The organism is Parasphingomonas caseinilytica (genome assembly GCF_036663755.1).
Classification (GTDB): domain Bacteria; phylum Pseudomonadota; class Alphaproteobacteria; order Sphingomonadales; family Sphingomonadaceae; genus Sphingomonas.
This window is the reverse complement of the sequence record NZ_JAXOJL010000012.1, coordinates 1-25,028: the sequence shown is the minus strand read 5'-3', so window position 1 is coordinate 25,028 and position 25,028 is coordinate 1. Positions and strand designations below refer to the sequence as shown.

The following is a 25,028-nucleotide window of genomic DNA, read 5'->3' as shown; positions in this document are numbered from 1 at the left end:
ATAAGAGGCGTTTGCGAAATCCGTCGACACGCACACGCTTGCTACCGTCATAAAATCCGCCCAAGCTTCCTTGCTTATGTCAGATAAATCGCCCTCCGCAATCAGTTACACTTCCGATGTCAAGGAGGGGACGGATCATGGCATCAGGCCGACACGGGCGCCTCGTCAGCGGGGCGAACAGCAGCGCGCGATCGACACACGCGAACGGATCATTGCGGCTGCCACCGAGGAGTTTGCCGCTCAAGGCTATGATGGCGCATCAGTCCGAACCGTCGCAGATCGCGCCGGCGCCCGTCACACGATGGTCACTTATCATTTTACCGGCAAGGAAGGTCTTTGGCAGGCAGTGATGGACCGGTTGGTACGGACCTTCACAAGTCAGCAAATGGATCGGCTAGACGGGCTGCGCGGCGTTAGCGAAGTTATTCAGCTTCGATTGCTTCTGGAAGAGTTCATTCGTTACAGCGCCTCGGACCTGAATTTGCACAGGCTCATGGGCCACGCTGCCAGTCGCGCGTCGCCTGAGATCGAAACGATGGTTTCAGACTACTTGCAGGACTATTTCAATGTCATTGCTGGGCTTATCGGACGCGTACAGAAAAAGGGAGCCTTCGTAGAAGGTGAACCGCATCACCTTCACTATATTTTTATCGGCGCTGCTACCCGGATATTTATGCAATCTCCCGAAGTGACAAGGGTCATGGGACGTTCTCCGCTAGATCCCGATTTTATCGACCAACATATCGAAACTTGTCTGCGCCTGTTTTTTGTCGGAAAGCCGACGAAACGAGCGCCGCACCGTCGTGATACCACCGCCAGCGATGAAACAATTCTTTCCTGATCGCTTTCTCGCGACGCGTTCCGCCCAGTCTAACCGGCCATTCTGACCCTCCCCGCCCAAATATCCGCCTACGGCTGAATGGAAGCCACAGCTAAATAATACACTTGGAATGTTATTGCATCTGTTGTAGTCCACTCGAACCGCGTATGAAAGGCGGGTAAGGGAGGATGTATGGACCCGGCAATGACCCCCGGTGGATCCCTGTCAAGTGCCAGCCTGCACGAGGCGGCTGGAAGGATCGGGGCTCTCCCCTCGCACATCAAGCCGGTCTCTCCCCTCATGCGCGTTCATGGCCGGGCATTGCCGGTTCGCTGTCCGCCCGGAGACAATCTCTGGATTCACAAGGCGCTTGATAAGGCGCATCCGGGCGACGTTCTCGTCGTCGATTGCGGACCAGGCGACGAATTCGGGTACTGGGGCGAAATCATGGCGACCGCGGCGATCACGCGCGGGATCGCCGGCCTTATAATAACCGGAGGGGTTCGCGATTCACTCGAACTGATCTCTCTCGGCCTGCCGACATTCGCCGGACGCGTCTGCGTCATGGGCACCGGCAAGAATCCGCAGGGTGACGGTTCCGTCGGCGAGCCTGTCCGGATCGGCGCGATAACGATCCGCAAGGGCGACCTGATCGTGGGTGACGCTGACGGGGTAATGGCACTCTCGCCGGCTGTCGCCGCCTGGGCGGTGCCCGCAGCGCACGATCGGGACACCAAGGAAAAAACCATAATCGCGCAGATCAAGGCCGGGGCCTCGACGCTCGAAGTCTACAATCTCTAGCAGGCGGAAACCTCCATGATTATCGACGTACACTCTCATCTCTGGGCACCTCCCGAACTCAATTCCATGGGAATGAATCTCGTCGGCAGTGACGGTCACTACAGTGGCATGGAACCAAAGATCGACGACGGCCAGTTTCTCGATCATCTCCAGGTCCTGTTCAAGGCGCTGGATCTCGTCGGCACCGACCTGCAGATGGTTTCCCCTCGGCCATTCACGATGCTGCATTCGCGTGGCACGCGGCTTGTCGACGTATGGACGCGGTGGACGAACAACGCGATCGCTCAGCAAGTGCGGCTTGCGTCGGATCGCTTCAGGGGCATGGCGGGATTGCCGCAAGTGCCGGACGAACCGATCTCGCGCGTATTCCCGGAAATGGAGCGCTGCCTGAACGAGCTTGGCTTCAACTCCATCCTCATCAATCCGGATCCGACCGAGGGAACCGGAAACATGCCGACGATGGGCGATCCCTATTGGTATCCGCTCTACGAGAAAATGTGCGAGCACGATGTTCCGGCGCTAATTCACGCCGCTTCTTGCTGCAACGGGCGCGAGACCTACGCGAACCACTTCATCACCGAACATTCGATCGCTCTGCTTTCGATGATCAAGGCTGGCGTCATGCAGCGCTATCCCAGTCTCAAGATCATCGTCGCGCATGGCGGCGGCTCAGTTCCATACCAGATCGGCCGTTGGCGTGCGGAGCGCGGCGCGTTCCCCGATCTCGGCAAGGGCAGCATCACCGGCAAGATGAATGAAAGCGCCGGGACGTTCGACGATGCGCTTCGTGCCTTCCATTTCGACACATGCCTCCATGCGCCGGCATCGGTCGAGTTTCTCATCAAGACCGTCGGCGTGGATTGCGTGTGTTTCGGCACAGAGAGGATCGGCAGCGGCTCGCAGATCAACCCTGCGACCGGCCGCTCCTACGACGACATGAAGCCGGAAATCGAGGCTATGTCCTTCATGACCGATGATGATCGTTTCAAGATCTTCGAGGGCAATGCCCGCCGCCTCTTCAATAACCTGGAGCGCTGACCATGGCGGAAATCGTCCTTGGCCTTGCGGCCTCCCATAGCCCGCTCCTGACCCTCGACTGGACGGAATGGCGCCATCGGGCGGATGCGGATTATTCCAATACGCAGCTGAACCTTTCGGATGGACGGCTCGTCACCTATGCCGAACTGGCGGCCGAACGTGGCGAACCCTATGCGGCGATCGCGACGCCGGAACAGTTTCAGGATGCGTCCGTTCGCTGCCAGGCCGGCCTGGACCGGCTTGCAGATGCCCTGCATGCGGCGGCGATCGATGTCGTGATGGTCATCGGTGACGATCAGGGGGAACTGTTTCCCCTGTCCAACACGCCGATGATCTCGATCTATCATGGCGACGAAATCGCCACCAACGACGTCTGGGGACGGGACGACAAGCCCGCCTGGATGAACGAGATGGGCAAGGGCTATATGATGGACGAGGTCCATCGCTTTCCCGGTGCAAAAGAACTGGCCTTGGATGTGATCCGCGGGCTGGTTCGTCGCAATGTGGATATCGGATCATCTTCGCATATCGACGACCCCCAAAAGGCCGGCTTTGGCCATGCCTTTGGATTCATCGCCGAGCGACTGTTTCGCGGACACAGCATTCCGATGCTGCCGGTCCTGTTGAACACCTATTTCCCCCCAAACGTCATGACCTCGGCCAGGGCGTTCGACGTAGGGGCGGCGCTTCGGGCCGCCGTGCAGGATAGTCCATCGAACGCCAGGGTCGCGGTAATCGCATCCGGCGGGTTGAGCCATTTCGTGGTCGACGAACCGCTCGATCGCCGGGTGCTCGCAGGCCTGGCGCCTGGAAATGCCGATCAGTTAACCAGCATCCCGCCGGAAGCGCTCAACTCGGGATCGTCCGAAATCCTGAACTGGATCATGACCGCAGGTGCAGCGGATCATCTGCCGCTCGCGTGGACCGACTATGAGCCAATCGTACGGACCCCGGCGGGCACCGGCGTCGGCGTCGGCTTCGCATGCTGGACGGCGTAATGACTAAAGCTGAGAAACGTATCCGGCGCAGCATTGACGTCGAGGGCTTCAACCACGGCGTACAACCAATCCCCGCTGCCAGCCGTGTGGGCAATCTGGTCGCCACCGGAGGTGTACATGGCATGGACCCGGCGACCGGAACGCTTCCCGACGACGTCGCCGAGCAGGCCCGCTTAATGTTCTGGAACCTCGAACGGATCATGAGGGCGGCCGGCGCCGGCATGGACAGCGTCGCTCGCGTTACGGTGTACGTGAAGGTGCCGGAAGCGCGCGCGGCGGTAAACACACAATGGCTCGCCTTGTTTCCCGATCCTGCATCTCGGCCGGCACGGCATACGCTGCAGAACGATCATCTGCCGGCCAACATGCTGGTCCAGTGCGATGCGCTTGCGTGGGTATTTGAAAATGACTGACGCCGTAACCAGGGATCTCCTCCTCCGCTTCGACAGCTGCACTGTCTCCGACGCGCTCGACAAGCTTGGGCTTCCCGGGGCCGTATTTGGACTGGCACCGCTGACGATCCCCGGCCGGCGGCTGGCGGGCCGTGCGGTAACGGTGAAGCTGGGAGCGCCGATCGATGGTCTTCCGAAGCGCCACCTCGGTGCAGGTGCGGTCATGCGCGCCGAGGCCGGTGACGTGATCGTCGTGGAACACCGCGGTCGGACCGACGTATCGGGCTGGGGCGGGCTGCTCAGCCGCGGTGCGATCCGAAAAGGCGTCGCCGCGGTGATCGTCGATGGTGCCTGCCGCGACATCGATGAAAGTCGTGATCTGGGCCTGCCGGTGTTCGCACGCGCCGCCGTGCCGGTTACGGCCCGGGGACGGATCGCGGAGCATGATTTCAACTGCCCGATCACCGTTGCCGGCGTCGCTGTATCGCCCGGGGACTGGCTTGTCGCAGATGGTAGCGGGGTCGTATTCGTCCGTGCGGATCGCCTCGACGAAGTGATCGCCGTCGCAGAGGATATTCTGGCCCGCGAAACGCTGATGGCGCGCGATATCGATGCCGGCGTGCCGATCGGCGATGTGATGGGCGCCAGCTATGAAGACATGTTAAAAAAGCCGGAGACCGGAAATGCCTGATCGTGACTTCGTAGAACAGCTCAAGACGCTCGGTGTCACGGCACTCTCCGACGCGCTTGATCGTCTGGGGATCGAAGGACAGGCGGTAGGCATTCTGCCCGTCGTCCGTACGATGCGCTTCGCCGGCCCTGCCTTCACCATCCGTATGCTGCCGGTCGGCTTAAGCGGCGGCGTTGTCGGCGATTATATCGACGACGTCCCCGAAGGCGCCGTCGTCGCGATCGACAACCAAGGTATCCTCGACCAGACGGTATGGGGCGACATCCTGACATTCGTAGCCCATACGAAATCCTTGGGCGGCACGGTGATCGACGGCGTGTGTCGCGATAGCGATCGTTGCGTGGAGCTTGGCTATCCAGTCTTTTCGCGTTCAACGACGATGCGTACCGGCAAGGACCGGGCCACGGCCGATGCCTATAACGTCCCGGTACAGATTTCGGGGATCCGCGTGGAGTCGGGCGACTGGCTGGTCGGGGATGCCGACGGTGTGGTGGCCATCCCGGCCGGCCGCCTGTCCGAAGTGCTTGAGATCGCACAAACGATCGAGGCCGCCGAGGATCGCATCAGGTCGGCCGTTTCAGGGGGCATGAGGCTCGATGAGGCGCGCCGCATGACCAATTACCACGCCTTGCAGACGCGCGAAACCGCCTGACGCGGTCCCGCTTCGCAAAAAGCCTAGGTCCGAACCGACATGCTGTCGGACTCGGCGCTGCAGGTTTGAACCGAAAGAGATAGCCATGCCATCATTGACCGTCGACCTTGCCGACCCGGCGTTCGTTGAAGATCCTTACCCAGTCTATCGTAGGTTGCGAGATGAGGCACCGGCCTTTCAGGAGCCGGACAGCGGACTTTGGTTCATCACGCGCTACGCCGATGTGGAACGTGCGACCTCCGACTATCACAGTTTCTCATCGGCGCATGGCAATGTCGTCGTCGACTCCCCAACCCGCGTTGGCAAGACGCTGGGATCAATGGACCCACCGCGGCACGATGAGTTGCGGCGTGTGATTCAGCGCAGCCTAAGTCCGGCGCGGACCGATTTCGTCCTTCCGTCGATTCGCGAAGAAACGCGGCGGCGGCTCGACTTGCTCACCGCGCGCCGAGAAGGCGATCTGATCGAAGATCTCGCGCGACCGATCCTCTTCAACGCGCTTGGTCGGTTGCTCGGTCTGGACCAGAAAGCATCTGAACGGGCAACCGACCTCATCAGCGGGTTGTTCCACCAAGATGAAGGCATGTTGGGCGCGATCCTTCAGCCGGAGGACTTTAAAGCGATCGCTAGGTTCCTCGCGGGCCAGTTAGACCGTCGAAACGTCGACGCCGGCGACGACCTGTTCTCCGTGCTGTTGAGCGCGAAAAAAGATGGCGCACCGCTGAACGACGAGGAGATCGTCGCCAATCTTTCCACCGTCCTGATGGCTGGAAGCGCGTCCATTGGACATTTCTTTCCGAATCTAATGCACGCACTGTGGCTTCATCCTGAGCAGCGACGACAGGTGATCAACGATCCGTCCCTGATCTCCGCTGCCATCCACGAAGCGGTTCGTTGGGACACATCGACGCAGTGTTTTGCACGCCACGTCACGCAGGACACCGACGTGTCCGGCACCGTTATACCTGCGGATTCCCGCGCGATTGTGTTCTACGCATCGGCGAACCGCGACGAACGGGCCATACCCGACCCCGACCGGTTCGATATCGGCCGGAAGCGCATGCGACATTTCGGTTTCGGAATGGGGCCGCATGTTTGCGCGGGCTCAAATGCGGCTCGTGCGATGCTACAGGTCATCCTTCAGGAGATTATGCCGGTGTTGGGCGACTATGAACTGGACCTTGCCCGAGCGCGGCGCGTTCAGCACATCATGGTCCGCGGTTTCGTCACCCTCCCGATCGCGTGGTAACGGGACAAGGTTTCCGCCACCATTTCACGTGCATATCCTCCGTTCAGAGCCGTTCCAAGATAGTGACGTTTGCAATGCCGCCATCTTCGCACATCGTTTTGCAAGCCGTTGCGCGCATCGGTTGCCTTCAACGCGTGCAGAAGCGTCGTCATCAGCTTGGTTCCGCTTGCGCCCAGCGGATGTCCCAGCGCGATGGCGCCGCCGTTAACATTGAGCTTGGCGGGGTCAGCGTACAACGCCTCCAGCCACGGCATTGGAATTGACGCAATGGCCTCGATCACTTCAAACAGGTCGATGTCCGTCAATGCCAGACCGGCTTTCGGTAGGGCCAGGCAGATCGCCGGTATGGGCTCTTCCAGCATGATGACGGGATTGCCAGCGGTGACCGTGATATTGACGATCCGCGAGATCGGATCGAAATTGAGCCGCCGCGACGCGGTTTCGTCCATGACCGAATCGCAGATGCGCCGTCGGTCATCTGGCTTGCGTTACCGGCGGTGATTGAGCCGCCTTCCTGAATGGGCTCCAGACCGGCCAGTCCGTCGATTGATGCGTTCGCACGAATGCCTTCATTTTGTGCGAACAGCCCACCTTCCGTCCAGACGGCAACGATCTGATCGATGAAATCACGCGATCGATTGCTGCGGCAGCCGGCGATGGCTTTCCAGCGCACAGGAATCCATATCCGCACGTTGTGTAGTGTTACGCTGCGTCAATCTTGACGACGCGATGGCCGAGCAGAAACGAGATGTCACACTCGGTCCAATAGGAGGCCGGCTTCAGCAACATCCGGTCGAAGCTCTTCTCGCCTGCCAGATATTCCTTCGAAGGCGCTGGCCGGTCGTACGGCAACTCCGGCTCATCGCCGATCAACCCAATGCTGCCGAGGAACTTGCGCTGTCGCAGGCCTGCAGCAACTGGGCGCCGCCATGTCCGGCGCCGACGATCAGGGAATCGAAGCGGGTCACGGCGTTCGATCTCGCAAGCGGACTGACCATACCCGCTGCGCCATCGTTAAGCGAGATCACGAAGTTCACGCTTTAAAATCTTGCCGCTGGCGTTTCGGGGCAACGCTTCGGCGAAAACGATGCGCTTGGGCACCTTGAAGGAACCCAACCGCCCCCGACAATGCGCGATCAGGTCCGCCTCACTGAGTTTCGTATCGGCACGCGGCACGATGACCGCCGCGACGATTTCGATCCAGCGATCGTCCGCCAGACCGATCACCGCAACCTCGGCGACGCCGGGATGCGAGTAGATCGCCTCTTCGACCTCACGGGACGAGACGTTCTCGCCGCCGGTTTTGATCATGTCCTTCATGCGATCGACCACCGTGATGTAGCCATCGGCATCGATCGTCGCAAGATCGCCGCTGTGGAACCAGCCGCCCTTGAACGCGGCGGCGGTGCGTTCCGCGTCGTTCCAATAGCCTTGCATCAGCTGTGGTGAGCGATGGACGATTTCGCCGATGTCACCGACCGCGACGTCCTCCATCGCCTCGTCGACCACCCGCGTCGAGACGTGAAGCGCTGCCCGACCGGCGGAACCCGCGTGCGTTTCCTGTTCGTGCGGCAACAAGATCGTTGCGACTGGTGCGATCTCCGTCTGACCGTACAGGTTCCACAATCGAAGCTGCGGAAGGCGGCGGCGAAGCTCGTGCAGCACCTCGACCGGCATGATCGATGCACCGTAATATCCCTGCCTCAGATGCGACAGATCGTGTTGATCGAACAGCGATGATCGCAGCAACGAGATCCAGACTGTCGGCGGTGCAAAGAAAGCGCTGATCCGATGGGTCGCGAGAAGCGGAATCAGATTTTCCGGAGTCGGCGTCGCCGTGATGATGTTAATCGCCCCCACCTGCAGGGCTGGCCCCAGTATCGCGTCGAGCTGCGCGCAGTGGAACAGGGGCAGTGCATGCAGGACCACGGCCTCTCGCTGCCATTCGCAGCCGACGATACAGCTTTGATATTGCCACAGCACCGCGTCATGGGTCAGCATTGCGCCCTTAGGCCGCGACTCCGTGCCGCTGGTGTAGATGATCTGCAGCAGGTCCGCGCCGTTGACCTGCTCTTCCACCGCGTCGCCGTCGAGGCACAGCGTATCCCAGGACGGTATCGTCTCCGGTGCCGGTGCATGTTCTCCCGGCAGACCGAAGATGTTTTCCACGCTGGAAGGCCGGGCAGCGTGACCAAGATCGATCGTGCTTGCGTCCACGAACAGAAGACGGGCTCCCGAATGATCGAGAATATAGTTTGCCTCGTCCGGCGTGAGCATAAAATTCACCGGCACGAGGACCGCACCCAGCCGCGCAACCGCGATCCGCAGCGCTACGAAGCCATGTGAGTTGCGCGCGAGGACCGCGACGCGGTCGCCCTTGGCGACACCCTGTCCGCGCAGGCCCCGCGCCAGCGCGTCGGCCAGTTCGTCAAGCGCAGTGTAGGTCCAGACGACATCACCACAGATGATCGCCACACGGTCGCCATTTCGCTCGGCGCCTCTTCGGAAAATGGTAGACAATGATTGCGACCGGGCGAGGATTACGTCGTTCATTCGGCACCTTTCTGCTCAGGCCTGTCAAAACCCGTGACGCGATCGCTTGCGACCATCCGCGCCAGCGCGCCGCACAAAGGCTGGATCGCCATCGCGAACGATCCGGCTGCAACGATCATCCCGACCGCGGCCACGATTCCTAGTCCTCCAGCGACACTCGTCGCGGCGTCACCCCACCAGGATGCCGCGACGGCGACTGCAGGCGGTCCGAGCCCCATGCCGACGCCGCTAATACAGATCAGGACCAGCGCGGTGAGCGTCGCCCGCATCTCTGACGGTGCCAGCGGTTGAACGAGGATGACGACCGCGTTGGTCGCACCGATCAGCAGGAAGCCGCCGAGCGTCAGGGCAAACAAGAAGCCCGTTGCGTTCGACATTGTCGCGGCGACTACGATTAAGGCGCCACCGATCCCGGTGGCAACGGCGGGTATCTGGCTTGCCAGGACCGGACTCCGGTCCATCACCTTGTGGAAAAGGGTCGGCACGATCAGCGTGCCGCCGACCGAGGCGACGACAGTGGCCAGCCCGATCCGCGTTCCCGCGACCGCGCTTGAAAGACCGAAGGACCGTTCCATCAGGGTCACCGACCACGCCAGCACTGCATAGCTGATCATCTGCGCCGCGCCCGCACCGACGAAGAGGCCGGCGTACAATCTGCGGTTCATTCCGAGATAGGCGAGCACACCACGCATGGTCGATGCCGCCCCGCTTTCCCTGCGGATGGGTTCACGCGCGGTCAGGGCAAAGACCAAGGCGATCACCGTGCCTGGAAGACCTACCGCTAGGAAGGTCAACCGCCAGGCCGATATTCCTACCGATGCTGAATGAGCCTCCGCCCATGAAAGCACTGCGGCACCGAGCAGGAAGGCGCATGACGCCCCGAGCATGCCGCACGCGCTGAAGATCGTTCCCGCCATTATCCGGCATCTAGGGGGGAACATGTCGGTCAGCATCGAAAAAGCGGCCGGCACCAGAGCCGCTTCCCCTACCGCCAGTCCAAACCGCAATCCTGCAAGCGTGGCATAGTTCACGGCAAAGGCGGACGCGGTCGTCGCTGCGGACCAGAGGAGGACACCGCCCACGACAAGCCACTTGCGATTGCGACGATCGGCGAGTCGCGCGATTGGTAATCCCAGTGCCCCGTAAAACAGCGCGAAGAAAGTACCAAACAGCAGTCCTAGCTGGAGATCGGACAGTGCCAGTTCCGCCTTCAGCGGCCGCACCAGCAGGGCGATAACGAACCGATCGATGAAAGAGAGAACATAGAGCGTTCCCAGCACGGCTAACGTCGCCCAGGCGCGGATCGTTACCCTGCCTTCCTCCACAAACATCCTCTCATTTTAATTATCATCCTAATTATAAATAAGACCTTTAAATTGTCCAGCTAAATTATTTAGAGGCTAAGGCGTTAATTTCGAGATATTGGCAACTCATGCAGTTCACGGCCTTCATTCTTTCGAATAGGTTCAAAACGAGACCGGTATCGATCGCAATCATCGGAAGTGCGCAACGGAGAGCAACTTCGCGTAGACTATCGCACTAGCGGCCTGACGAAGGTCGCGGCTGACCTCGCTGTCGGCCGCAGCTTCGCGTTCAGGTGGCGCGTGACCAGCATCTCCCGCGTCGGCGTGACGCGGGAAACATGCGGGCGATCTCAGCACTCGGCAGGGTCGGCAAAACACTTCGCTCGGTGGTCCTGCGCCTTGCGCAGAGCGATGTCGGCTTCAATCGCGGCGGCACGATCGACGTCGGTTGACGGCCTCACCGCGTCGACGCCCTGCTGTCCCACGGCAATGGCTTGGCCGGCTCCGGTCGACTTGCCATATTTGATCTGCGTGAGGCCACCGCTGTCGTCGAGCACCAGTTCGAACGACTGCTTTCCGAAGACGGCGGCGCGCGGAATCGGGATGCGGTAGCGGGTCCCCAACTGCCCGACCGCGAGCGTGCCGGCCCAGATGAAGCCTAGCCGATCGTTGAGCGGGCAGACATCGGTGCTCGGACTTACCGCGATGCGGAGCGCGGCTGAACGCGGCTGGCGCGCGTCGAGCGTCGCATAGCCACCCGGCGATGCGATATCACCCACCGGCGGCCTCGGTGCATCCTGCGTCTGGAAGCGGGCGCAGACGCTTCCGAGCAGAGCCGCATAGCGGCGACTGCGATCGAGGTCCTGCGGCACGGGACTCAGCGTGAAGTCCATCCGCCTGTTCGCAGCGACCTGAGCCGCGGGCTGCCCGCTGACGTCCGGAAGATCGAGCGACCCGGCGTAGGAAATGGTCATCGCCTCCGCTCCGAAGGCTTTGGTGAGCTGGCTGCATTGGGCCTTAACCGCAGCCGGCGTCGGCATGCCGGTCAGTTCCTGCGCGGATTCCGCGCCGAGCTTCGGAAAGAACACCGAGGAAGCGAGCGAGATCGCCGCCTTGAGGATGGTCTCGCCTTGGCCGGTCGCCTCCGCGTTGACCGTCTTCAGGCGCTGGTCGGCGGCGAAGTGCATGTCGAGGCTGGTGTCGGCGAACACGCCGTCCAGCTTCGACGTATCGAGCGTTCCAGTCGCCTTCGGATCGGCACCGAACGTGACGGCGACGGCCGGTACGTCGACGATGTGCGGCAGATCGTCCTTGTCGCACTTCACTGTGCGGACGACCGTGATCGCCGCGTCGGTCCGGGTCAGCGGATAGCTGATCGTCGCGTGCGGCGTCTGGGCGCAGCCTGTCACCACCAGACTGGCAGCCGCGGCTGCAGGTACGATCTTCATTTCGGGTCCCCTTGCTGTTGATCATGAACATCTCGGCGATCAGTGGAGAAGCGCGATCGCGCGGGCGAGCAGCCGCGTTCGGCTGGTTAGATCGCCGGACTCCGATGCCGCTCCGCCGTTGACGACGTCCGCCTGGAAACTCTTGATGTTGCCCTCGAGCCTCTCCACCCGCTGCTTCGACGCGGCACCTTCAGCACGGGCGACCACGGCCAGGCCCGCGCTGACCTGTGCACCCATAAGCGCCCCCACGGCCGCGGCGACGATCGACTGTACGCTGTTGTAGAGCGCAAGGTAGCGGTCCCAGTCCTTGGAGGGGACTGCCCGGTCTAGCATGACGGCGAAGAGCCACGCGAACAGCGCGAGTATCGCGATCGCCGTGACTATCGTGACGACATTCACCGGCGGCTTCGGCGCGACGGCGGTCGCCGGCACCACCACAGGCGACTCCACGACCGGCACCGACGCCACGTCGCGGCTGTCCACAGCGACGCTACTGACGGCGGGCGCCGCTCCCTCAGGCAGATCGTTCGACACGGATGCAAGCGTTCCCACGTCAGTTCCTCCTCTCGAAGCGCAATCCCAGGATGCAAGGCACGAACGGGCTCACGGGTTCTCGTCCACCCACCGCTGGATCAGTGCCTTGACATCGCCCGTCACCCGGACCGCCCAGTTGCGCGCCTCCTCCTCGCTGCCGCCGGTATGGATCCCGACAACCGAGGGTTGATCGACGCCGGTCCCGCCGAGCCACACCGGCGCACCGCTCTGGCCGCCGTAGGTGTCGATCAGGTGATAGAAGAAGCTAGGCGAGACATCGCCGATCGCGCCCGAACCGCTATATTGGATCTGGGACGCGTCGCGGTCGGTGGGGTAGCCGGATATTGTCGCGATCTGCCCCGTGAGCGCAGCGTCGCCAGCCCCGTTCAGATCGAAATACTTGGGGAAGTCGAAAAGCGATTCACCGAGCTGAATGCAGCCCAGGTCGATCTGGGAACGGCGCCCGGCCTCGTCGGCTCCCGCATCGACGAACGCCTTCCAGGAGTTCGTGACGCGGAACCGTGCCGAGTTGGCATGGCCGAGCGCCAATCCCTCGCGGTAGCCGATCCACACGTCGGCCATCGCCCCCCATGCAGGCGTCGTCTCCCCCCGCTTCGGCCAGTTCACGTCGTAGAGGACATGGCCTGCGGTGATGATCGTTTTGGGTCCGGCGAACCATCCGGTGCCGATGCAGCCCACTCCGACTGGCTGCCCGTTTTGGTCCGGACAGCGTATCCGGAGGCGGCAGATCCGAACCCACGGGTAGACGCTTGCCTCGAGGCGCCCGCGAGCCTTGCGATCGTCTGGACCGATCTGTTTCTCCTCGTCGCGCGGCCCCAGCGAGCGCATGCCCTCGAGCACCTTCCCGAGCTCCTCCCTGCTCCGCTCGTCACTGCCTAGCGCACGCACGGGTGTAAGCGTCGAGCGCCGAAAGTAATCCCTGGCGCCGTCGTCAAGGTCGCTAAGGACCTTCGAGACCTCGAACGTCATTACAGCCCCGTTAGGAAGCTGATTGGCGGCGCGTAATAGTATTCGCCGCCGCGCAGGGTGACGAACTGCTCGAACTGGAACTTGACCGTCGGGGAGGCTGGATCGTTCCAGTCGCGTCGCCACACCTGCAGTTCGCGCTGTCCCTGCCCGATCACCGGATCGAGGCCTGGGCGATCTCGCCCGAAGATGAAGTCGGGATTGTTCGCCCAGGACGCCTGGGTGAACTCGAACTGTCGTGCGATGTCGCGGTTGAACGCCATGAATATCAGGCCGACGCCGCGATCCGGCTTGGTGTCGTCGTCGTCGCTGGTCCAGTCGTCCGCGCGTTCCCCGAACGGGATGCCGCGGCGAGGCATGAGATGGGTGCGCTCGCCCGTACCATCGCCGGTGTCGCCCCGCGGATTGGCCTTGCGAATGTGCGCGTGGAACGGGCATTTTAGACCGTCGGGGTCGCTCGCCCCGCTAGGCAGCGCGTAGTTGAAGTTGTTGGTCGGGTTGGCGGGGGCGTCGAACTCCGACAGCACCACTGGCGATCCGTTCTCGAACCTGCCCACGACCATCGCGCCGGCGCGTTCACGGCGCGGGTCTTGCTCGCCGAAACCCATTCTGGTGGCGAGTTTCCGCTCGGCCTTCTTGAAGCCGCGTACGTTCTGCTCGAGCTTGCGGTAGACCATGTAGCTGCCGAAGCTGTCAGGCGAGGCGCCGCTGGGATCACGCACCAGCGCCGCGTCGCCGGGTCCGAACGCCGGATCCCACCCGTCCTTGCCCATCTGCGCGTCCTCGCGGACCACGTCGTCGGCGAGCAGAAGCGGCTGGCTGATGCCGTCGACATAGCCGAAATGCTCATGCCCGACGCCATCGGCGTCCTTCAGAGCCCGCCCGACGTCGCGGCCGGTGATCGTGATGCCGCCGGCACTCAGGATCGGCAGGAAGTTGGTCTCGACAGCCGTCGACTTCGTGTCATTGACGTCCGCGATGATGAGCAGCGCGTCGATCTGCGAGCGGTGATGCTCCTCCCAGGTCGCAGGATCGGGGTCCGACAGCTGCGCCCGGTTCCTCATGCCGTCACGAAATGCCGGATCGGCCGGGCCCTGCAGGCCGAGCTTGGCGTAGCCTGTGGCAGTGAGATAGACGAAGACCGCGGTGCCGCCGTCCTGCGCGAGCGGCGACTTGTGTGCTTCGACCTGCCGCAGCTGGTCCAGCGCGGACAGCACATGCCTGCCGATCCGCGCCAGCGCCGTGCGCGTCTGGTCCAAGTCCCCGTCGAACCGGAGCAGCAGATGGTTGGCGTGGTCACGCCCATGATGCTTCAGGATGTGCCCCTGCAGGTCCGCCAGCATCGGGTGGAAGCGCGGATCGGTCCAATCGATCGGCGCACTCAGATCCGAATCGGTCAATGGCATGGTCTGCTCCCGAGACTTGTTGCAACCGCCCGAAGCGGCGGATTGATAGCTCGAATAGCGCGAGGCGATCCGCCCACCGTGAAAGTCCCGTCCACCGCGCGTGAAAAATAGCGTGAATAGATCAACGGCTCGGCTAGACCTCTGTTGTGGGCGGGGGGATGGCGGCATGGAGGATCGGACGGACGCACTACGGCTCGAACTGATGGGTCCGCTGCGACTGTTCGGTCCGGACGGGGTCCGGATCGACATCAACAGCCGGAAGGGGTCGGCATTGCTTGCACTGCTCGCCACCGCGCCCAGCGGCGAACGATCCCGCAGCTGGCTCGAGGAGCGACTATGGGGCTCGCGCGCCTCCCATCAGGCGAAGGGCAGCCTCCGTCGCGAACTCGCCAACCTGCGGTTGGTGCTGCGGACGAACGGGGGCGTGCCGATCGCCGCCGACCGCGACCGCATCGCACTCAACCTGAGCAGGTTCTCGATCGACGTGCGCGACTGGGAAACCTCCGACCAGCCCGCGTCAGCCCTTTCGCCGGCACAGTTCCTCGAAGGTCTCGACATTCCGGGCGAGGAGGGCTTCGAGGAGTGGCTGCGCGACCAGCGCGCCCGGTTCGACGGTCGGGGGGCGCCGCGGAAGGCGCGGCCGCCGACGCCCGATCCACTGCCGAAGCGGATCCTGGACGTGTCGCAACCGGCCCCGGGCTTCAGCGGAAGGCCCGCCATCGCGGTGCTGCCGTTCGCGAACACGACAGGCGATCCCACGATGGACATGTGGGCAGGCGGCATCACCGAGGACCTAATCGACCGCCTGTCGCGACTGCGCTGGATCCCGGTCATCGCTCTGGCGTCGAGCGGTGACGGGGGGGTCACCCAGCTGACCTCCAGCGCGGTCGGGCAGCTCGTGGGTGCGAGCTACGTCGTAAGGGGTCAGCTGACGACGCGCGACGACGCGCTCAACCTGCAGGTCTCCCTGTTCGACGCGAAGCGGGCGCAGCTACTCTGGTCGGTGCGGCGCCAGTTGGACGGCGGCGTGACGCACTCGGCACTCGGGGCGCTCGCCCAGGACGTCGTCGCCAATCTCGACGCCTATGTCGACACCGCCCAGCAGACCCTCGTGATCAACCGCGCCGTCGACGAGCTCGACATCGACGAGATGGTCTGGCGTGCGCGCTGGCATCTCGGGCGCCTGTCGCGCGAGGACGCGGCGATCGCCGACGACCTGCTCCGCCGATCGCTCCAGGCCAAGCCGAACTCGGCGGAGGTGCTGATCCAGTCGGCGCTCGCCAAGGCCTGGACGATCTGGTCAAGGCGGGAGTCGCCGGACGAAATCGCCGCGATGCGGGCGACCGCGCTACGCGCGGTGGCAGCCGACGGCTTCGACGCGCGCGGCTACTTGCTCACCGGGATGGCCGAGATGTGGCTGCGCAACCACGCCCGCGCCGAGAGCCTGTTCGCCGAAGCGATCCGGCTGAACCCAAGTCTAGCGTCGGCCTATGCGCAGTCGGGCAGCAACCACTATCTGACCGGGCGCCCGGAGGCTGCGTTCGGTCCGCTGGAGACGGCGCTGCGCCTCAGCCCGCTCGATGGCCAGGTGTTCTACATACTGGCGGAGATGGCGATCGCGCACCTCATGCTCGGCGCCCACGCGTCGGCGCTCGAGTTCACCGAGCTCTCGCTCGCGCGCCGGCCAGCCTACTCCTTCGCGCACGTCATCCGCATCACCAGCCTGGTGGCGCTCGACCGGCAGGACGAGGCGAAGCGTGCGCTATCCGACCTCAGGCGGGCGCGGCCGACTTTCGCCGTCGAGGAACTCGAGTGGCTACCCTTCGCGGACCGAAACTGGATCGCTGTCCTGAACCAGGGCCTCGTCGCAGCCGGGGAACCGGCCGCCTAAACCATCCCGCCAGCTTCGGAGGATACAGGATGTTGAAGCTCAAGTATTTCGACACGATCCTCGCCCAGCAAGCGGCCGACCGGGCGAAGCCGCCAGCACCGCTCCCGCTGTTCGACTTCCAGAGCCTGGCGCTACGCAGCAGGCTCGGCCAGCGACTCTCGCGCGTGGTATTTCGACGGGTTATGCCCGCGGCCTTCGCCATCCTGCGGACGTTCTGCCCGAACCTGCGCATCGGGCGGCTCGTGATCGTCACGCGAGAGGCCGACGTTCGGGCGGTGCTGACCGATGACGTGACCTTCCCGAACGTTTATGCACCCGAGATGACCGAGCTGGGCGGAGCCCAGAATTCGGTGCTCGGCATGGAAGGCCAAGAACACGCCGCGCTCCGCGCCCAGCTGCACCGGCACTTCGAACCAGGCGACCTCGCCGAGATCGCAAGACTGACGCATGACCACGCCACCGCACTTGTGGAGGCGAGCGGCGGGCGGATCGACGTGATGCGGGACTTCGTCACCCGCTGCGCGACCGAGGTATGCTGCACCTACCTCGGCGTGTCGCCGAGCGATCCCGACACCTTCGCGGAATGGACAATGGCGGTCTCGGCGATGCTGTTCGGCGACCCGTTCGGGGATGCCAACACGCGTCGGCAGGGCACGATTGCGGCGGCACACCTGCGCGCCACCTTCGACGACGCGGTCGCGCGCATCACTGCCAACAACGTGAAGCACCCGCGCAGTCGACGCAAGCACACGACGCTGGCGGACCGGCTCGTCACCCAGGCGAAGATGCCCCCCCCGCTCGTGCGCGCCTCGCTGCTCGGATTGGCGACCGCGCTTATCCCGACCAACACGCTCGCCTGCGGCAACATCCTGGAGCAACTGCTGGACGACCCCGGTCTGATGGCGACGGCGCGCACAGCCGCCACCAAGGGCGACAAGGCGGCGCTCGAGGTCGCGCTGCTCCAGGCGGCGCGGCTTAATCCCGCGCTTTCGCCGGGACAATGGCGGAGCGTCGGCCGCGACGGTGTTATAGCACCGGACACGTGGCGCGCCCGGCGGGTTCGCAGCGACGACGTCATCCTGGTCGCCGTGATGTCGGCGCTGCGCGATGGACGGGTTGCGCGCGAAGTGCGGCAGGACCCGAGGCGCGCGGCGTGGCTAATGTTCGGCGACGGCCCGCACGCCTGCCTCGGGGCCCAGATCGCGATGACCCAGCTGGTTGAGATATTCGCAGTGCTGCTCCGGCTGCCCGACCTCACCCCGGCACCCGGCGCCGACGGGACGATGTTCCGCACCGGACCGTTCCCGACGCGCCTGGACATGACGTTCGACGATCCACTTGCTGGCCAATCGATGGTCATCATCGCCTCGCCCGCGTGCGATGGGGTGGGCGTCGCAGCCCTGTCGATCCAGATCGAGCAGCTGAGAAACCCGGCCAGGGGCGACATCGCCAAGACGCTGGCGGAGACCGGGCTGGTGCACTTCGCGTCGCTATCAGCGATCGAATCCGGCCCCCATTCCGAAAAGGCCATCCTGCTGTTCGAGATCAACGCCGATGGCGGACAGGACCGGGCGATCAGCGCGGTAGCCAAGTCGGGCTTCGCGTGGCTCGCGCCGATCTACGCGCATTGCACCGCCGACGGCGCACCACCGACGGACGCCGACGCGCTCGCCGACCTCCTCCGGGACGGCGCAATGACGTTGCGCACCCGGCCGTGGGGCGAAACCGGGGTAAACTTCAACGGCACGGAGGAGTTCTCGGTCGCGGACATCGCGCGGCAGGAACGTCTCGCGACGTTCGCACGGGAGGCGCTCGCCCACTTCTTTGCCAGCAATCTGGGAAACACCACGCGCGCGATGGACGCGCTGATGCACGTGCGCCGCTTCCTCAAGCAGGACGGCCTCTATGCGTTGCGCGGCCGCGCATGGAAGGACCTGTTCTCTAAGGCGGCCAGTTTGCGCTACGCGATCATCCGACCGGGTCGCAGACGCCTCAAGATCGCGGACTGGGTCCCTCCCAAGTCGATATGGGCGCCCGCAGCCACCATGGTCGCATCGCCGTCGTTCAGGCCGTTCGTCGTCGGCGCCGTGGTGCTGCACGTCGCCGTCGCACTCTCGATCGGCTGGAACGGCTGTCCGATCCGTCCAACCGCGCTCGGCTGGTTCTGGGCAGTGACCGCCGCCCTAGTCGGCAGTTTCCTGACCATCGCGCTGGCGAGCGCGATCGTGCTCACGGTGCTCGTCGCCCTGCTGCGGTGGCACGAGACCAGCGACACCGTCGACGAGCGGGCGCCCGAGCTCGCATGCGTCCGCGAGATAGCCCGTCGCGAGGACGAACCTGGTTACGAGCAGAACCACATCATCGCGGTCATGCCATTCAAACCGGGCCTATTCCGCCGCTTCATCTTCGCGTTCGCGATGTGGGGCATCAAGCAGAGCGTCACGTTCTGGTTTCGCCCCGGCTTCGTCGTCACCATGGGGACGATACACAAGGCCAAGTGGTTCCGCGTGCGGGGAACCAACCAGTTCGTGTTCCTATCGAACTACGACGGCAGCTGGGAGAGCTACCTCGAGGACTTCGTGACCCGCGCGCACCCGGGGCAGTCGGCCGCTTGGGGCAACGGCGTCGGCTTCCCGCGCACACGCTTCCTGATCCTCGACGGTGCCGCTGACGGCGACCGGTTCAAGCGCTGGGTCAGGCGGCAGCAGCGTCCGACCTCGTTCTGGTACAGCCGCTATCCACACCTCACCACGAAGCAGATCCGCAACAACGCGATGATCGAGGACGGTCTCGCCCGCGCCGCGAACGACACCGACGCGCGCCGCTGGCTCACCTGCTTCGGATCCGCGCAGCGCGAAGATGGCGAGCTGGAGGCACAGGAGGCCCAGTCCATCGTCTTCACCGGCTTCGGCCGGCAGCATTACGCGACCAGCTTGTTCGTAAGGCTGCCCGAGGATCGCGATGCGCTGAGCATGTGGTTGCAGGCCGTGAGCGGCATAGCGTTCAGCGCGCCACCCGCACTCGTCGGCCTGCCGCCGCACTGGCGGATATCCGAACGACGCCCGCCCGACGGCGTGGCGCTCGCGCTGCGGACGGGCAACGCCCGCGCGACGCGGTACCGTTTGCCGCCCGAGGCCCAGATCGCCTTCGGGGACCGACCGGTCGACGACGGCGGACTGACGCTCGGGCTGACCAGCTTCGGTCTGCAGCGCTGCGGCGTCGGCCAGGGCAGCGGTCTCGATGCGTTCCCGCCCGCGTTCCTGATGGGGATGGCGGGACGGACGCGGCTGCTCGGCGACGGCGATGGCCACGGGTGCCCCTGGAACGACAGCGGTGTCGGCGAGCGGACGGTCGATGCGGTGATCACGATCTACGGCAACGAACCGACGATTGCGGGGACCGATGGCGACTCCGATGATGCCGCGCACGAGCGCCTCGTGGCGAACCACCGGCTGCTGCTCGAGATACTCGGAGGCAGGCTGATCGACGCCGTCCCTTGCGCGCCCGTTCCCGGACCGGGCGGAGCCGGCGTCTCGCGCCGCGAACACTTCGGCTTTCGGGATGGCATTTCCCAACCGGCGATCTGTGGCAGCCAGCGCGCGCGCGTGAAGCCGTCGCCACGGGACCTGATCTCCGCAGGCGAGTTTCTTCTTGGATACCGGAACGACCAGGGCTTCTTCACGCCCCCGATCGCGGTCGGGGCCGAGCTGGACGTGCACAACTCGCTGCCGACGGTCACCGCCACCGAGGCCAGGCGGTTCCCGCGGTACGGGGATCAGTCGCCTGCCGCGGAACTGCGCGACCTCGGGCGCAACGGCAGCTTCATGGTGATCCGCCAACTCGACCAGGACGTCGACGGCTTCGACAGGGCAATCGAGCGGCACGCAAAGGATCTCGCGAAGAAGTATCCCGATCTCTCCGCCTTCACTGGCGCGAGGATCGATCGAGAATGGATCGCGGCAAAAATCATCGGGCGATGGAGGGATGGCTCGCCGCTGGTAGGCAATCCGACCGAGCCGGCGTCGCTGAACGACGAGGACACGCCGGAAAACGACTTCGCCTACGGCACGGATGATCCGCGCGGCCTGCAATGCCCGCTCGGGGCGCATATCCGGCGGACCAACCCACGCGACAGCCTCGAGCCGGGCGACGTGGACGAGCAGCGAATCACAAACCGGCACCGGCTGCTGCGTCGCGGTCGCAGCTACGACTACGCCCGCCGCGGCGAGAAGCCGCGCAAGGGCCTGCTGTTCGTCGCGCTCTGCGCGGACATCGAGCGACAGTTCGAGTTCGTGCAGCGTACATGGTCGAACGCGACCTCGTTCCACGGGCTGACCGGCGAGCCGGACCCCCTGCTGGGCAGCCGTCTGATGCAAACCGGCAAGTTCACGATTCCCACCGCGCCCGGCCCAATCCAGGTAGACAACGTACGATCCTACGTCTCCCTTCGGGCGGGCGGATACTTCTTCCTGCCCAGCCGCGCGACGATACAATACCTGATCGGCACACCGTCGTGATCAGTGTGCAACGCGTGCTTTCGCTGGTCGGCGACAAGTGGACTGTGATGATCGTCTCGGTGCTAGTGGTGCGTTTTTGGCGCTTCAACGACTTGAAGCGCACGATGGGTGGAATCTCGCAGCAGATGCGGACCCGACCGCTGAAAGCGTTTAATCGCGACAGCATGGTCAGCCGGATAGTGGATTCCACGTTACCCCATCGTCGAATATGCCCTGACACAACTGAGATATTCGCTATCGGAGCCACTTCGCGCGCCGTGAGGAGCGTTGCATCCGACGCAGTCCGTTGACATTATTTGCCTCGTCATTTCCGGATCGAAAAGAATTTCGACAAACTGCAGGGAAATTTCGTCCGGAGTGGCCGAGCTTCAACGGTCGCTGCATGAGCAGCTCCGGTGTTCTTAAATTTTTGTCATCGCAGCCGCGTCCGTAAATACGTTAGAGACCCAGGTCGGACGCGATGCCTCAGGCGCGTCGTGACTACTCGTTGGTGCTTTTAGATTTTTTGGAGCGAACCGTGCCAAGCAAGACTCCTGCGACTCTCGAGGTCCGAATTGCAGTTCCGGGAGACGTACCGGGTATCTTGGCGCTAATCAGCCGCGCTTATCCTGGAATAGAAAATTACAGCGCTGGCCAGATCAGCGGTCAGATTAACAATTTTCCGCAAGGCCAGTTCGTTGCCATTTTTGAAGGCGCGATCGTCGGATATTGCGCGTCCTCGCGCATCGACGAGGCGATCGCTCTGTCTCCGCATGATTGGGCGACCATCACGGGCAACGGGTTTGGCAGCCGGCACGACGCCACCGGCGACTGGCTATACGGGATCGAAATGGCGGTGGACGAAGGTCACCGCGGGCTACGCATCGGCAAACGCCTTTACGAGGCTCGACGCGTGCTGGCTGAGCGGCTGGAACTGCGTGGTATAGTCTTCGGCGGGCGTATGCCGGGCTATGCGCGCATCAAAGCCAAGGTGACCGGTCCTGATGATTATCTTGCCCGGGTCGTAGCCGGGGAGTTTCGCGATCAAGTAATCGGATTTCAGCTTTCGAATGGCTTCACGCCGCTTCGTGTGCTGGAGCGATATCTCCCGTTCGACAAAGCGTCAGACGGGTTTGCCGCGCATATGATCTGGCGCAATCCCTACGTTGACCCAAACGAGCCAATCGCGTTTCGCGTACCGCGCGATGTTGAAAGCGTCCGGCTCGCTACCGTGCAATTCCAAGCACGTGCTGTCGACGACTTTGCCGCCTTCGTCAAAAACGTCGAATATTTCGTCGACGTTGCTGCGGAATATCGTTCGGACTTCGTAGTTTTTCCCGAGCTGTTCACAATGTCTCTGCTGTCGTTTGAACCAGAAGTGCTGTCACCGATCGAAGCAATCGACCGGATGACGGAGCACCGCGCGCCCATCGTCGCCGAGCTTTCGCGGATGGCGTTGCGGTACAATATAAACATCATCGGAGGGTCGCATCCGACGCGCGTCGAAGACGGGAGCGTCCAGAACATTGCCTATGTGTGCCTTCGCGACGGATCGATCCACTCCCAGGAAAAGATCCACCCAACCCCAAACGAGGCATATTGGTGGAAAATCAAGGGAGGCAATTCCGTCGACGTAATCCAGACCGACGTCGGCCCAATCGGCGTTTTGATCTGCTACGACAGCGAGTTCCCCGAACTTGCGCGCCGCCTCGTCGACGAGGGTGCTCGTATCATCTTTGTCCCATTCTGCACCGATAATCGCCAAGGGTATATGCGGGTGCGGTACTGCGCGCAGGCACGCGCGATCGAAAACCAGTGTTTTGTGGTACTATCAGGTAACGTGGGCAATCTCCCCGGGGTCGATAATATGGACATTCAATATGCTCAGTCCTGCATTCTGACACCCTGCGACTTTCCGTTCGCTCGCGATGGCATCGCTGCTGAGGCCAGTGAAAATATCGAGACGGTGACGATAGCCGATGTGAACCTGGCCGATCTCACCTGGGCGCGCGCTGAAGGTACTGTACGCAACCTCGCCGATCGACGCTTCGACTTGTACCGGATCGAATGGAAAGAAGGTGGCAAACGCGATACCGTTATACCCGAAGCGCGTCCACGCGGCACCAAAGCGCCTGGTGGGGGTTAGTCGCAGGGACGAGTTTTTTAGATCGGTTTGTTCGGCTGCGTGATCTGGCCAAATCATTGCTGACTTCAGCAAACTCAGGCGCGCAAAGAAATATTTTCGTACGGGATCGAAATCGCGGGAAGTGCTGCAAGCATCGGCTGAGCAAAAATGAAGCCCTGAATATAGCGGACGCCCAGTTGTGTCAGCGTGCTTAACTCAGCCTCGGTCTCGATGCCCTCTGCGATCACAAGGATACCCATTGCCGCCGCTAGCTTGATGACGGCATCGACGATCATTCGCCGTGGCATGCTTGCTTCGATTCCACGGACCAGTTCCATGTCCAGCTTAATAATGTCAGGCTGAAATCTTGCCAACAGGTTCAGGCCGGCATGGCCTGCGCCAAAGTCATCGAGCGCCGTGCCAAACCCCATTTGCTGATAACTTTTAACAATATGCGCGATGTGCGCGGGATCGACCATCTCTTCGTTTTCGGTGAATTCGAAAATCAGCCGAGAGGATGGTAAACCGACAGCCTTCGCGGTTGCCAGGGTCAACTTGATACACGCTGCGGGCGAATAGACTGCATTTGGCAAGAAGTTGATCGAAAGTTTCGCCCCGCCATTCAGGATGCCTGCGGCGGTCGCCAGCTCAATCGCGCGGACCCTGCAACGCTGATCGAAAGCGTAACGGTTGCCCGGATTTACCTGCGCTAGAACGCTCGCTGCAGATTCACCGCACGGACCGCGAACGAGCGCTTCGTACGCGAAAGGAAGCTGTGTTGTCAGATCGACGATCGGCTGAAATGCCATCGAGATCTCGAATTCCAAAGCGTCGCCGTTTTTGCAGCCGTCGCAGCTCATTTTCGGTAGACCTTCCGATCACGCGTGTTTCCTCAGCACCGGGAACTGCCACACTTAGGTTAACCAAATGCAGCGGCTTAGGCTATTTCGCCAAATCGGATATATGTAGTCGCTTTCCAGCACCGTGATGCTCCGACACTGCAAATGTCGTATTGTCCTAATCGATAATGCATCGATGAAGGATTTTTGAGCAGGCATTATCCGGTATTGATGCACATCATCGTGGCTGCCGGTGAACCGATAAGCCGCGGCTTCGACGGCACCTCAGCCATCGCACGCAGTCTCTGGTCAAAATTCGTTTCCGACCTTTTAACCATTGGACCCTAGCGCTGTCATCTCCGCTTCTGAGGACGATCCTGTGCGTATCGATCAACTTCAACCGACGCCTACCTCGGCGCAACCGCTCGAGATACCTCCACAACTTTTAGACAGCGTGCTGCGGCATCAGTCCCATTTATCGTCTCTTGTCGATAGCCTGCGAGCCGCCGGATTAGGCGAAGACGTGGTTGCCGCCAGCGTTCGCACGTTGGTCGACAGTTATGCCGATGACCTTACGGTCGCCATCCGCGCCATGATGAAGGAAGAGCATCATGGATGACACCCAGTTGCACGACGATGACGCGAGGGTTGCCGCACTGCGACGGCTGGACGTACTCGACACCGCGCTCGAAGAGCCATTCGAGAAGATCGTCACCCTTGTTCGGACGGTGCTGGCCGTCCCGATGGCAACAGTGACGCTTGTTGATCGCGACCGGCAATGGTTCAAGGCAAAGCGCGGTATCG

The 25,028-nt window shown here is 62.7% G+C and carries 21 protein-coding genes and 2 pseudogenes; 14 read left to right on the top strand and 9 right to left on the bottom strand.

The genetic code is table 11. The features are described 5' to 3' along the window. Positions 1–76: 76 nt before the first annotated feature. The 8 genes from U1738_RS19035 to U1738_RS19000 all read left to right on the top strand — a co-directional run bounded on the left by U1738_RS19035 (position 77) and on the right by U1738_RS19000 (position 6,641). Positions 77–841: a TetR/AcrR family transcriptional regulator gene (locus U1738_RS19035; protein ID WP_332790610.1), complete on the top strand. Its 765-nt coding sequence runs from the start codon at positions 77–79 to the stop codon at positions 839–841. Positions 842–1,012: 171 nt separating this feature from the next. After that, complete coding sequence (locus tag U1738_RS19030) at positions 1,013–1,621, top strand: RraA family protein (RefSeq protein ID WP_332790609.1); 609 nt, start codon at positions 1,013–1,015, stop codon at positions 1,619–1,621. Positions 1,622–1,636: 15 nt separating this feature from the next. Next, complete coding sequence (locus tag U1738_RS19025; protein ID WP_332790608.1) at positions 1,637–2,659, top strand: amidohydrolase family protein; 1,023 nt, start codon at positions 1,637–1,639, stop codon at positions 2,657–2,659. Between the two features lie 2 nt (positions 2,660–2,661). Further along, the gene (locus tag U1738_RS19020) at positions 2,662–3,657 is read left to right on the top strand and encodes a DODA-type extradiol aromatic ring-opening family dioxygenase (RefSeq protein ID WP_332790607.1); all 996 of its coding nucleotides are present in this window, start codon (positions 2,662–2,664) and stop codon (positions 3,655–3,657) included. Then, positions 3,657–4,070: a RidA family protein gene (locus tag U1738_RS19015; RefSeq protein ID WP_332790606.1), complete on the top strand. Its 414-nt coding sequence runs from the start codon at positions 3,657–3,659 to the stop codon at positions 4,068–4,070. The genes U1738_RS19020 and U1738_RS19015 overlap by 1 nt, the downstream gene beginning before the upstream one ends. After that, positions 4,063–4,740 (top strand): RraA family protein, encoded by a 678-nt coding sequence (locus tag U1738_RS19010; RefSeq protein ID WP_332790605.1) that lies wholly within the window; start codon positions 4,063–4,065, stop codon positions 4,738–4,740. Before U1738_RS19015 ends, U1738_RS19010 begins: the two co-directional genes overlap by 8 nt. Then, positions 4,733–5,392 (top strand): RraA family protein, encoded by a 660-nt coding sequence (locus U1738_RS19005; RefSeq protein WP_332790604.1) that lies wholly within the window; start codon positions 4,733–4,735, stop codon positions 5,390–5,392. The genes U1738_RS19010 and U1738_RS19005 overlap by 8 nt, the downstream gene beginning before the upstream one ends. A gap of 85 nt (positions 5,393–5,477) precedes the next feature. After that, entirely contained in the window at positions 5,478–6,641 is a 1,164-nt protein-coding gene (locus tag U1738_RS19000) for a cytochrome P450 (RefSeq protein WP_332790603.1), read from the top strand. Here U1738_RS19000 and U1738_RS20340 read toward each other — a convergent pair. Beyond that, a complete protein-coding gene (locus tag U1738_RS20340) occupies positions 6,593–7,090 on the bottom strand; it encodes a hypothetical protein (RefSeq protein ID WP_443027050.1) in 498 nt (165 codons plus the stop codon). The genes U1738_RS19000 and U1738_RS20340 overlap by 49 nt on opposite strands. 65 nt (positions 7,091–7,155) lie before the next feature. Next, a pseudogene (locus U1738_RS20335) lies at positions 7,156–7,314 on the bottom strand (hypothetical protein); the annotation flags it as partial. A gap of 56 nt (positions 7,315–7,370) precedes the next feature. Between U1738_RS20335 and U1738_RS18990 the strand changes: the two are divergent. Continuing rightward, positions 7,371–7,685 (top strand): hypothetical protein, encoded by a 315-nt coding sequence (locus tag U1738_RS18990; protein ID WP_332790602.1) that lies wholly within the window; start codon positions 7,371–7,373, stop codon positions 7,683–7,685. On the opposite strand, the gene U1738_RS18985 is transcribed toward U1738_RS18990, so the two are convergent. From U1738_RS18985 to U1738_RS18960, 6 genes are all read right to left on the bottom strand, one after another. Beyond that, positions 7,656–9,194, bottom strand: coding sequence for a fatty acyl-CoA synthetase (locus U1738_RS18985; RefSeq protein WP_332790601.1), 1,539 nt, complete (start codon positions 9,192–9,194; stop codon positions 7,656–7,658). The two genes, U1738_RS18990 and U1738_RS18985, sit on opposite strands and share 30 nt — an antisense overlap. Further along, positions 9,191–10,525 (bottom strand): MFS transporter, encoded by a 1,335-nt coding sequence (locus U1738_RS18980; RefSeq protein ID WP_332790600.1) that lies wholly within the window; start codon positions 10,523–10,525, stop codon positions 9,191–9,193. The genes U1738_RS18985 and U1738_RS18980 overlap by 4 nt, the downstream gene beginning before the upstream one ends. A gap of 323 nt (positions 10,526–10,848) precedes the next feature. Beyond that, positions 10,849–11,946 (bottom strand): hypothetical protein, encoded by a 1,098-nt coding sequence (locus U1738_RS18975; protein ID WP_332790599.1) that lies wholly within the window; start codon positions 11,944–11,946, stop codon positions 10,849–10,851. Positions 11,947–11,985: 39 nt separating this feature from the next. After that, complete coding sequence (locus tag U1738_RS18970) at positions 11,986–12,498, bottom strand: hypothetical protein (protein WP_332790598.1); 513 nt, start codon at positions 12,496–12,498, stop codon at positions 11,986–11,988. A 51-nt stretch (positions 12,499–12,549) separates the two neighbouring features. Further along, positions 12,550–13,470 carry a trypsin-like serine peptidase gene (locus U1738_RS18965; RefSeq protein WP_332790597.1) on the bottom strand — a complete coding sequence of 307 codons (921 nt, stop codon included), beginning with the start codon at positions 13,468–13,470 and terminating at the stop codon, positions 12,550–12,552. After that, positions 13,470–14,810, bottom strand: coding sequence for a Dyp-type peroxidase (locus tag U1738_RS18960; protein WP_332790596.1), 1,341 nt, complete (start codon positions 14,808–14,810; stop codon positions 13,470–13,472). Before U1738_RS18960 ends, U1738_RS18965 begins: the two co-directional genes overlap by 1 nt. Before the next feature lie 229 nt (positions 14,811–15,039). On the opposite strand from U1738_RS18960, the gene U1738_RS18955 reads away from it, so the two are divergent. The 3 genes from U1738_RS18955 (at position 15,040) to U1738_RS18940 (ending at position 23,406) form a co-directional block, all read left to right on the top strand. Beyond that, a complete protein-coding gene (locus U1738_RS18955) occupies positions 15,040–16,764 on the top strand; it encodes a hypothetical protein (protein ID WP_332790595.1) in 1,725 nt (574 codons plus the stop codon). Between the two features lie 4,090 nt (positions 16,765–20,854). Further along, on the top strand, positions 20,855–21,571 hold the full coding sequence (locus U1738_RS20330) for a winged helix-turn-helix transcriptional regulator (protein ID WP_443027052.1): 717 nt from the start codon (positions 20,855–20,857) through the stop codon (positions 21,569–21,571). A gap of 170 nt (positions 21,572–21,741) precedes the next feature. After that, positions 21,742–23,406, top strand: a complete 1,665-nt coding sequence (locus U1738_RS18940) for a GNAT family N-acetyltransferase (RefSeq protein ID WP_332790593.1) — start codon at positions 21,742–21,744, stop codon at positions 23,404–23,406. A gap of 74 nt (positions 23,407–23,480) precedes the next feature. Here U1738_RS18940 and U1738_RS18935 read toward each other — a convergent pair whose 3' ends face one another. Further along, the gene (locus U1738_RS18935) at positions 23,481–24,245 is read right to left on the bottom strand and encodes an EAL domain-containing protein (protein ID WP_332790592.1); all 765 of its coding nucleotides are present in this window, start codon (positions 24,243–24,245) and stop codon (positions 23,481–23,483) included. Positions 24,246–24,603: 358 nt separating this feature from the next. Here U1738_RS18935 and U1738_RS18930 point away from each other — a divergent pair, with 358 nt between their 5' ends. Beyond that, a complete protein-coding gene (locus U1738_RS18930) occupies positions 24,604–24,843 on the top strand; it encodes a hypothetical protein (RefSeq protein ID WP_332787056.1) in 240 nt (79 codons plus the stop codon). Beyond that, positions 24,836–25,028, top strand: a pseudogene (locus U1738_RS18925) (sensor domain-containing diguanylate cyclase); the annotation flags it as partial. The gene U1738_RS18930 and the pseudogene U1738_RS18925, both read left to right, overlap by 8 nt.